Annotated in this window: 13 protein-coding genes; all 13 read right to left on the bottom strand. The window is 34.0% G+C overall.

Translation table 11 applies throughout. From position 1 onward, the window contains the following. A partial coding sequence (locus NSA23_RS12470) for a BMC domain-containing protein (protein ID WP_257490589.1) occupies positions 1–246 on the bottom strand: 246 nt, incomplete at its 3' end. Between the two features lie 19 nt (positions 247–265). Further along, a complete protein-coding gene (locus NSA23_RS12465) occupies positions 266–916 on the bottom strand; it encodes a phosphate propanoyltransferase (protein WP_042678834.1) in 651 nt (216 codons plus the stop codon). 1 nt (position 917) lies between these two features. Further along, on the bottom strand, positions 918–2486 hold the full coding sequence (locus tag NSA23_RS12460) for an acetaldehyde dehydrogenase (acetylating) (RefSeq protein WP_042678835.1): 1569 nt from the start codon (positions 2484–2486) through the stop codon (positions 918–920). 66 nt (positions 2487–2552) lie between these two features. Beyond that, positions 2553–3206 carry a BMC domain-containing protein gene (locus NSA23_RS16790; RefSeq protein ID WP_042678836.1) on the bottom strand — a complete coding sequence of 218 codons (654 nt, stop codon included), beginning with the start codon at positions 3204–3206 and terminating at the stop codon, positions 2553–2555. A gap of 31 nt (positions 3207–3237) precedes the next feature. Continuing rightward, the gene (locus NSA23_RS12450; protein ID WP_042678837.1) at positions 3238–3900 is read right to left on the bottom strand and encodes a cupin domain-containing protein; all 663 of its coding nucleotides are present in this window, start codon (positions 3898–3900) and stop codon (positions 3238–3240) included. A gap of 46 nt (positions 3901–3946) precedes the next feature. Further along, positions 3947–4210, bottom strand: a complete 264-nt coding sequence (locus NSA23_RS12445) for a EutN/CcmL family microcompartment protein (RefSeq protein ID WP_042678838.1) — start codon at positions 4208–4210, stop codon at positions 3947–3949. Further along, positions 4204–4509 carry a BMC domain-containing protein gene (locus NSA23_RS12440; protein WP_042678944.1) on the bottom strand — a complete coding sequence of 102 codons (306 nt, stop codon included), beginning with the start codon at positions 4507–4509 and terminating at the stop codon, positions 4204–4206. The genes NSA23_RS12445 and NSA23_RS12440 overlap by 7 nt, the downstream gene beginning before the upstream one ends. Before the next feature lie 22 nt (positions 4510–4531). Further along, positions 4532–5374 carry an ethanolamine utilization protein EutJ gene (eutJ, locus tag NSA23_RS12435; RefSeq protein WP_042678839.1) on the bottom strand — a complete coding sequence of 281 codons (843 nt, stop codon included), beginning with the start codon at positions 5372–5374 and terminating at the stop codon, positions 4532–4534. Continuing rightward, complete coding sequence (locus NSA23_RS12430) at positions 5356–6036, bottom strand: hypothetical protein (RefSeq protein WP_042678840.1); 681 nt, start codon at positions 6034–6036, stop codon at positions 5356–5358. The genes eutJ and NSA23_RS12430 overlap by 19 nt, the downstream gene beginning before the upstream one ends. Positions 6037–6048: 12 nt before the next feature. Next, positions 6049–6492 carry a EutP/PduV family microcompartment system protein gene (locus tag NSA23_RS12425; protein WP_042678841.1) on the bottom strand — a complete coding sequence of 148 codons (444 nt, stop codon included), beginning with the start codon at positions 6490–6492 and terminating at the stop codon, positions 6049–6051. 17 nt (positions 6493–6509) lie between these two features. After that, entirely contained in the window at positions 6510–6863 is a 354-nt protein-coding gene (locus NSA23_RS12420) for a BMC domain-containing protein (protein WP_257490588.1), read from the bottom strand. Positions 6864–6906: 43 nt separating this feature from the next. Then, positions 6907–7857 (bottom strand): choline TMA-lyase-activating enzyme, encoded by a 951-nt coding sequence (cutD, locus tag NSA23_RS12415; RefSeq protein ID WP_042678843.1) that lies wholly within the window; start codon positions 7855–7857, stop codon positions 6907–6909. A gap of 121 nt (positions 7858–7978) precedes the next feature. Then, positions 7979–10528 carry a choline trimethylamine-lyase gene (cutC, locus tag NSA23_RS12410; RefSeq protein ID WP_042678844.1) on the bottom strand — a complete coding sequence of 850 codons (2550 nt, stop codon included), beginning with the start codon at positions 10526–10528 and terminating at the stop codon, positions 7979–7981. Between the last annotated feature and the right edge of the window lie 55 nt (positions 10529–10583).

The following is a 10583-nucleotide window of genomic DNA, read 5'->3' as shown; positions in this document are numbered from 1 at the left end:
AACATGTGGACGAGGTATAACATGTACTGAAATTAATTCACCAACACGTTGTGCTGCAGCAGCACCAGCATCAGTTGCTGCTTTTACAGCACCTACATCTCCTCTTACCATTACTGTTACAAGACCACCACCAACATGCTCTTTACCAATTAAATAAACATTTGCTGCCTTAACCATTGCATCTGCAGCTTCAATAGAACCTACTAATCCTTTTGTTTCAATCATTCCTAATGCATCATATTTCATTTTTCTTTCCTCCTAATATTTATTTTATTATTTTAATTTTTGATACGTTATTAATGTTCATAGCATTTGCTTCCTCTATGTCAATATGGCATTCTAAAGCTGAAGTATCATTTGACCTAATAACTACATTATTGTAAATGCCACCACGTACTCCATTAACCTGAATACTCACTATCTGTCCATCATTTACACCAAAATGCTCTGCATCTTTAGGTGTCATATGAATATGTCTTTGTGCAACAATAAGACCTTCTTTTACTTGGATAGAACCCTTTGGTCCAACTAATGTAATTCCAGGTGTGCCATATAAATCACCTGACATCTTTACATGGGGAACCACACCTAACTTAAAAGAGTCTCCTGTTAATACTTCCACCTGTGTCTTACTGCGTACTGGACCAAGAATTCGAACTTTCTCAATAGCACCCTTTGGTCCACAAATTGTAACTGTTTCCTTACATGCATACTGTCCAGGCTGTGACAAATCTTTTAGCTTTGTCATCTGATACCCTTCTCCAAACAAACTGTTCAAATCTGATTGTGATAAATGTACATGGCGATTAGAAACTCCAACTGGGATTTCATATATATCTTCTTTTACTTCTGTAGAAGATATATTAGACTCAATAGCTTCCAATAAAAGCTTCATAATAGCTTCATACTTATCCATTTTAATTGGCTCCCTTCATTACAGCTACCAATTCATTCATAAGTTTCCTAAGTTTTTCATCATCAGCACAATTGTTATCAGTACAATTATCCTTTGCTACACTTTTTGCTGCATAGGATGCAGGACTTGCAAAACAAGATCCTAAATCATAATGAGATTCATGTCCACCAGAACATTGAGTTTGATTAAAGCTTGAATCATCTGAAACTAATGTACTGCAATCCTTAATTCCATATGCTACTCTCTTTATATTGATTAAATGCATTGGACTAACATTTTCAGAAACAGAACTTCCTCCCCATGTACCACAACCTAGTGTGAATGAAGGTAATAATCCTGTACTTATGCCAGTTCCTCCTTGGCTACCACCAGTGTTGACTAAAATACGAGACGCTGGCTTTCTAGCAAATTTCATCACCATATCTCTGTCTTCTGTATGAATATTCATAGTATGTCCAAGTCCATTTTGAAGAAGTTCAATACTAAGATCACATGCTTCATGCCAATCTCTCACTGTGTAGAAGGCAAGTACTGTTGTCAATTTTTCATAAGATAGTGGATAAGCATCACCAACTCCTTGTTGTTCTCCTATTAAAACCTTAGTTCCTTCTGGAATAGAAATATTAGCAGCCTCTGCAATAGCTTGAGGAGATCTACCTACAAACTTGGCATTCATACTATGTCCACCGTTTTTAAAAAGTAAAGTACAAACTTTATCAGTTTCTTCTGGTGTCATGAAATAGCCACCTTGTTTTTTGAATTCAGCTACTACCTGATCATGATTGCACTCTTCAACAATTACAGATTGTTCAGATGCACAAATAGTACCATAGTCAAATGTCTTACTTGAAATAATATCTTTAACAGATTTCTCAACATTAGCAGTTCTTTCAATATAGGCTGGAGAGTTACCAGCACCAACACCTAATGCAGGTTTTCCTGAACTATAAGCAGCTCTTACCATTCCAGGGCCTCCAGTTGCAATAATCATAGCAACTTCTTTGCATTTCATTAACTCATTTGTAGCCTGCATAGATGGTGTAGAAATACTACTTATTATATTTGCAGGAGCTCCTGCTTCTACAGCAGCATCACACATAAGCTTTATAGCTTTCAATGTACATTTCAATGCAGCTGGATGTGGTGAAAATACAATTGCGTTACGTGATTTAATTGCAATTATTGATTTAAAAATGGCAGTGGATGTTGGATTTGTAGAAGGTACAATACCCATTACCAAGCCAACTGGTTCTGCAATCTCAATTACTTTCTTCTCCACATCTTCTCCAATTACACCAATAGTCTTCATATCTTTAATTGCTTCATATACAGAAGTAGAAGCCATGTGATTTTTATAAGCCTTGTCCTCAACTTTTCCAAAACCAGTTTCTTCTACAGCCATCTCAGCTAAACAAAATTCATTTTCTTTTGCTACTCTAACCATATTACATAAAATTTTATCAATTTGCTCTTCAGTATAGTCAGCAATTTGATCTGCAGCGATTTTTCCTAAACGTGCAAGATTTCTCGCTTCTTGTACAGAACGTAAATCATAATCTATATTTTCCAAATGTATTACCCCCAATATATTTGTTATAAAGTTTTTATCATATACTGTTAAATTTCTACAACTATACTAATTATCCTTATAATATTGTTTGAATTCTTTAATCAATAGATCTTTTCCTGCATTGGCAATTTCTCTTCCTTTGATACCAAAATTCTCATATTTACGAGCTAAACTTCTAAGCTCTACTACTTTAAGTTCACCTAAAGCCTTCATAGTTTTTTCTAGACCATGTTTAAGTACTATTTTATCTACATAATTCTTATCATGTAGCTTATTTAAATCAATTTTCATAGAAGTATCTGTTTTTTCAGCTTTATTAGGAACGTCTTTAGTAGATTTAACTTCTGGTTTTTCAACTTTAGTAGAAACTTCTTTAACAGCTTCAGATTTTTTCTCCTTTTCTAATTGAGTTTTAGCTGAACCAATATCTATATCTTTCAATGGTACTGCTGATACAACTGTATTTTCTAATTCCTCATGTGGTCTAGGGATAACATGTTGTGAAACTAACAATTGACTACTTATTGTTTTAACTGCTGCACTACCAGCTTCTACGGCTGCTTTTACTGCAGCTACATCACCGGTTACAGCAATTGATACAAGGCCTCCACCTACATATGTTCTTTCCAGCAAATTTACATCTGAAGCCTTGAGCATAGCATCTGAACTTATAATAGCTGGAACAAGTCCTTCTGTTTCAATTAAACCAAGTGCTTGCATCACCTAATCCTCCTTAATTCTAACTCACAATTTAAGCCTTGTTAGATGGGTATGTAATATAAAACAATTTAACCTTGTCAGGAGAGCCCCAAACAACTCTAGACCCTGATGGTACATATATTACATCACCCGGATATGCAGTAAAAGTCTTCCCATTAATCATAATTGTCAAAGTACCTTCAATAACATAATCAATCTCTTCATAAGTTAAGTTCCGATTAAAACTAGAATCATCAATAGTTAAAAAACCAGCACTTATAGAAGAATCATCTTTATTGATTAATTCTTGGTAGAATACTTTATCATTAGGACTTCCAGTATCAAAGGTATCAAACTTTACTGAATTGCCACGAACTACCTTTAAACCTCCACAATCACTTTCAGCAACATAGGGCTTGTCAGAAAATAAATCAAGAATTTCATTTAAAAGTCCTTTATTCATCATGGTTTTAAATACTTTATAAATCATATCACTATCAATTCCACCCTCAAAATCCTTTGCTAGTTCAGAGGACTTCATTTCACAAGGATTTTTTAAATCACAGTCTTGGGATTTAGTAGAAAATTCTATTTCATAAATTTTTGCTGCATCTTTAGCTAATGGAGTAACGATAGTATCACAGTCAATATAAAATACTTTTTGACCTTGTTTTTGGGCAACCTCAACATCTTCTGCACAAATCAATTTCTTCATTTTTCACACCCTTTCATCTATAAGACCTGTTTTTTTAATATTGAACCTATTCAAAATTGCAGTCTTCGTCAATAATTCCAACAACAACTGCATCAACTGGAATATCATCATCTTCCAGCATCCTACGAGCTGATGAACCTGTGCAAATAATAACCCTATCTCCAATACCAGCACTGATGGTATCTACAACAATTAAACGCTGACCAGTACTACTACCACCAATTATTTCTGCTAGCATAAACTTTAGTCCATTGAGTGATTCTGCTTTTCTTGTTGCCCATACATTGTCAATAAGTCTTGCTACTAACATAAATCTTTCTCCTTTTTTAAACTATCTTTTATTTCATTAATAGCTGATTCAACAGATGCTGTATCGCCAAAAATTCCAATCATGATCATATTTTGTGGACAACTACCTCTAATATCTTTCACTGTAACACCAACCGCCTTTTCAGCAATATCCGCTGCACAAATCATATCTATCATCATACCTTGAACAAGACCAACTGCATCAGTAGAAATCAAATCTTTGTTATTACCTGTCCCCATCCGTCGTATAAGCATATCTAAAGTTCCTTTTGAAGGTGATTTAATAATTTGAAACTTCATATTCAATATTAATCGCCTCCCACTATATACTTTCTTGTGTACAACTAAGTGCTATACCTAAAGGAGTTACAAACATTGGATTTTGTGGCTTATAGGTAGGAATTCCTGTTTGTTTCTCTATAATTTTTTCAATGCCAGTTAAACAGCTTGTTCCTCCTACCAAAGAAATTTCTTTTACATTGTAATCTTTAATATGCTCATTGATAATAGAAGAAACTTTTTCAACTACTGGTTTCAATACAATCAACAATTCCTTGTAGTTTTCAGGATTACGCTTGTATAATTCTGCTTCTGAAAAAGGCATATTATATGCACCAGAAATAACCAAAGAAAAATGGGTACCTCCTGTTGGCTCATCTGCAATATAAACAACTTTTCCATCCTTTAAAATAGAAATTCCAGTTGTTCCGCCTCCAATATCTACAACTGCACCATCCTTAATTTTAAGAACTTTATTAGCAGCAGTAGGTTCATCAATTACATTTGTCAATTCGAATCCAGCAGCCTGAACTACATTCTTAACTGCTCCTGAGTCTAAGCCCTCTGTTCCTGGTGGAATAGCAACAGCAGCGTAAATCAACTCCGTATCTAATTTTTCTTCAAGTTCTTGTTTTAATTCTTTAACAATATTAATTGCACCAATATAATCTACAACCATACCATCACGAACTACATCAGCATATCTATAATTGCCTGCCACTGGTTTATAATTTTCATCTAAGACTGTTAAAACAACACATGCAGTACCTAAGTCAACTCCCGTATAATAAACAGAGGATTTACCTATAATAGGCTCCTTGACTACATCTTCAAAATCTTGCACAAGTTTTTCACAGAATTCATAGTTTAATTTTTCCTTTGACATTTTTCACCTCCTAAAATAGAACAAATTATTTGTGACAAAGTATTAATAATCTGATTAACCTTTCCCGTTATATCTTCACAAAGTTTTCTTTCATCTTCACTGCTTTCATATAGTTCTAATACAACTGGTTCAATTTCACGAAGACTACAACGTAGCCTATGCAAAATTATAATATCCCTACCCTTTTCTAACTGCATATGAAAATCTGTAATTTCAAAGCAGTCTCCTAAATCATGAGAAAAATTATTAGTGTTTATGCCTGTGCATTCCTTACAACAAATATCTTCAATAGGAACTCCACCATTTAAAGCATTCTTAATATTAGAAAACTGTTTACCTAAATTAATAATACTCTGTGCTAAAAAAACATCTCTACTTAAAAGTTCTTGTTCAGTAAGGAGAAATAATGCTTCTATTGACTTTATTTTGCTATAAACTTTCTTCTTTCGCCAATTATTCCTTTTTCCTGATGATGCAGATGGTTGTTCTTTATTTACAATATTTTTCTTCCTATCAGAACCATCATCAGACATTTTAATTCCTTGATCTGTTAGAAACTGACGTGCTCCCGGTGTAAGTTTTGAGCCTAGTTCTAGTTCATAAGTTGTAAAAGGTTCTTTTCTATATAAATCCCGCAAATCAATTTCGGTAATAAACTTCATCTGAATCCCCCTTTACTTTTCTTTTAAAAATAAATGTTCTTTTAAAGTTTTAATGCCTATTTCACTAGGAACACTAATCTTATAATAAGGCTCTGAAATTCCTATTTTTTTCAACTGTTGAATACAGAGATCCTCATTTTCTGCCATTAAATCAACTTTAGTTATTACGCCAATTACAGGACATTTAAATGCCTTGGCAAAACCAGGCGAATATACATCAACGCATTTCGACTGATCAACTAGAATCAAAATATGTGATGCATCTTGTGCAGTCGCAATTAGATGTTTATACATCCAAGTATTTTCTACATAAGAACCTGGAACATCTATTGTGTTTTTCCCGTAAATAATATCTTGTGTTTTTCTTAATGGCCCGTTGTAATCATTCAATGCATTGACCAATGTAGTCTTTCCACAATTTGTAGGTCCAATAACCATTATTCTTTTCTTTCTCATGTCCTCTAGCTCCTTTCTTATGTTCTTGTAATAGGAGCAGTCGTAAAGTTCATCAAGTTTTTCAATCTATCATTTATGGCAGTAAGTGCAGTTTCAACAGCCTGAACATCACCAGTTATAACTAGAGACCCTGTAAAACGGTCTAGAAATCCAATTTCAACATCTGCAACTTTTGTTGCAATATCAGCTGCAATAATAGCTGTTTCAAAGGGTGTTATTGTTAGAATTCCAATTGCTTCTTTATTATCTATTCCTAAGCGTTCATAAATATCTGGCATAGGAGAAGCAATAATATGAGCAATTGTAATCTGTTTTCCAGGCACTGACTCTTGTATAATACGTTCCATAGTCTTTCCACCAAGTTCTCCCATAAAAGATTCCTCTCAATCTATTTTCTAATCTAATAACTACTTGCTAATGCCTAATAACTTCAACTGGAAAATCATACTTTTTAATCCAACTTTCAATTCTATCTAAATCATCATTACTTAAGCTTGGATCTCCCTCTATTGGATATTCCTTACCTAATTGGTTGTACTTATTAACACCTAATTTATGATAAGGAAGCAAATCTATCCCCTTAAAGTTTTTATAATCACGGAAGGGCATTAAAAATTTAACTATACCATCAATCTCCTCTTGACTATCATTTATACCTTTTAACAAAGGCATTCTAATCTTTACATCATGTCTGCGGTGAAGAAGCTCCTTTAAATTTTCTAGAATTCTTTCATTGTGTACTCCCGTTAACTGATAGTGTCGTTCAGAATCAATATGTTTTAAATCAAAAAGGAATAAATCTGTAAATTCAGCAATATGAAGTATTGATTCCTTCTTTGCATAACCACAGGTCTCAATAGCAGTATTGATTCCTTCCTGTTTACATGCCATAAGCAAATTTGCTGCAAATTCTGGCTGCCTAGTTACTTCACCACCACCTAATGTAACACCACCACCTGAAAGATCATAAAAGCTTTTATCTTCTTCAATAATTTCCATAAGTTCAGAAATAGTCTTCATTTCGCCAACAATAGATAAAGCAGACTGAGTACAGACTTGCTCACATTTGCGACAACCCAAACAATCAATATTATGATTAACCTCATGTTTTGACTCTCTAGAAATAGTATGTATATTAACTGGGCAAACAGAAACACAAGCTCCACAATCAATACATAAATCTTTTTTAAACATAACTTGATATTTAGCTTCTAATCCTTCAGGATTTGAACACCATTTGCATCTTAATGGACATCCTTTAAAAAACACCAATGTTCTTACTCCTGGTCCATCATATATATTATATTTTTGAACATTAAAAATTAATGCTTTTCTTTCAATTACTCCTGCACTCATATTGTTCATAACATTTAATCTCCCATTTGATTCATTTTAGTATTTAAATATAATTTATACTGCACCCGCCCTCTAGCATATAAAGAACGGGCAACAGATAAATTAATTTTAAATAAATTGAATGTCATATTTATAAATGTGTCAACATAGTTCTACTAATAATCTCATCTTGAACATCTTTGCAAAGCTCAACAAAGAATGCACTATAACCTGCTACACGAACAATTAAATCACGATATTGTTCTGGATGTTTCTGTGCATCAAGTAATGTTTCGTTGTCTAAATAGTTAAACTGCATTTGTCCATTGCCAAATAAACAAGCAGTACGAAGTAGTGTAATAATACCTTCCTCACCTTGTGGTGTATCCAATAGTCCTGACATAAGCTTAAAGTTGTGAACCATACCTATATTCATATTATCGCAAGACATTTTGGAAACAGACTTAATAATAGCAGTTGGTCCTTTCACATCTGCACCTTGAGTAGGACTAATACCATCAGATAATGGTGTCCAAGCTTTACGTCCATTAGCAGATGCACCTGTCATTTGACCAAATGGTGTATTGTTGGAAATAGACAAAGTACCATGACTAAGAGTAGAATATAGAGTTCTGTGCTTACGATGTTCTGTTTCTGTAAAGTTGATCAAATCTGCAGCAATCAAGTCCGCATAGTCATCATCATTACCGTACTTAGGAGCCTTCAAACAATCATTTTTAATTTGTTCATAACCTACAAAATCAGCTTTCAATGCTTCATTTAGCTCCTGAAGAGTGTATTTCTTTTCATCAAATACTAATTTCTTAATAGCAGCCATAGAATCTACATATGTGGCCAATCCACTCCATACAACACCAGGACCAAAGTTATACATAGCTCCGCCAGCAGAAACATCCTTACCTTTTTCCATACAACCTTCATACATTATAGACATTAAAGGCTTTGGAGCTAATTCTCTATGGGCACGTTGAGAAATAACAGTAGCAACATTAGTCCATTTTGTAATATATTTAATTTCTTCCTTAACAGCTCTATCAAACTCTTCATAAGTTTTAAATCTGCTCAAATCTCCCATATCAGGACAAACTTGTTTTCCATACCATAGAGGAACTCCGTGATTTAGAACTAATTCAATACATATAGGCCATTGAGTATAAGCAGTAGAAGTCCATTGATATAGACGACCAGCTTTTTGAGGTTCTACACAGCCCATTAGACAATAGTCTCTAGCATCTTCTATAGAAACACCTTTTGCCAACATCATCTTAATATGTGCATCATCAAAATGACAAGCTGGGAATCCCATACCAGCACGGACAACATCAACAATCTTCTTTAAATATTTCTTAGGTGATTTACTATGGATACGGCATGCCAAAGATGGTTGATAAACCTTAACATGACGAACAGCATCCATAAGTAAATAAGTCAAATCATTTGTTGCATCAAGACCTTCACGAGTAACACCACCAACACACATATTGACAAATGGTTGATATCCTGCAAAGAATTTAGAACTATCTTCACTAGTGATCCACATCATTTCAGACATTTTAATCAACATACAACCAGCTAATTCAAATGCTTCATAATCAGTCATACGACCTTCTTCAATATCAGCTTTATAGAATGGATACATATATTGGTCAACACGTCCAATAGACATACCTGTTTGATTCTCTTCAACTACCAATAGAGATTCTACAGTCCAAACAGCTTGAATTGCTTCCCAGAAAGTACGAGGTTTATGTGCTGGGACATGTGCATTAACTTCAGAAATCTTTTGTAATTCTTTCTTACGCTTAGGATCAGTTTCCTTTGCAGCTAATTCAGCCGCATAGTCAGATAACCTCTTAGCGTAGATCATAACACCTTCTGTAGTATCAATAATAGATTTATAAAAATAAATTTTTTCAATATCTTCAGGATTATCATAATCCAATTTTTCTAAATGTTCCTTTGCTTCTTGTTGAATGTCTAACATGCCCTTTTTCATCAGTATTACATCATATCCAGGGTTTGAATCTCCACCACCGTTAACTGCATGGTAAGAACAATCTGAAACAAAAGATTCACCAGAAAGTTCCCAAACTCCAGCTTCACGATATTGATCTTCACAATATTCGTCAACGGATTTACCTTCCCAGAATGGAAAAAGTTCTTCACGCATAATCTTTTTATCTTCCTCAGAAATATAAAATGGATCTTGAGGACGTGTACCTATAGTATCAATTTCATCAACCATCCATCTCCATGCAATATCAGGAGAAAAAGCTCCAGCACGAGGTGCACCACAAGGAGACCCTACAATAAGCTCATCATCTTGAATTACTAAAGGTGCTGTTTCACAACAATAGCGGAAACATTTCGCACGTAATAAAATTTTAGGCATACCGGGATTTTCCTTAGCAATCTTTGTAATTGCTCTAGCACGATATGTTGTGATAGAAGGTTTCCATTTTAAATATCTTTCTTTCAACCTCTTTAAACGATCTGTCATTCCATTTGGAATTTCCTCATTTTTCATACAAGATGTTGCACAATTATTAAAACCTTGATCTGGTTCTTCTGAAATTTCTTTTGAAATGCCTTCAAACATTTTCATCAAAGTAGCTCGTTCTTCTACAGACATATTTTTAGTTGCTTCTGCAAACTTATTTGAAAACTCACGAATATCCAAATTTATAACCTCTCTTCTTTTATTATTTCAGATTTGGCTATCTGATATTTAAAAC

This window comes from Anaerosalibacter massiliensis (assembly GCF_024623155.1).
GTDB lineage: Bacteria > Bacillota > Clostridia > Tissierellales > Sporanaerobacteraceae > Anaerosalibacter > Anaerosalibacter massiliensis.
This window is presented reverse-complemented; position numbering and strand designations above follow the sequence as displayed.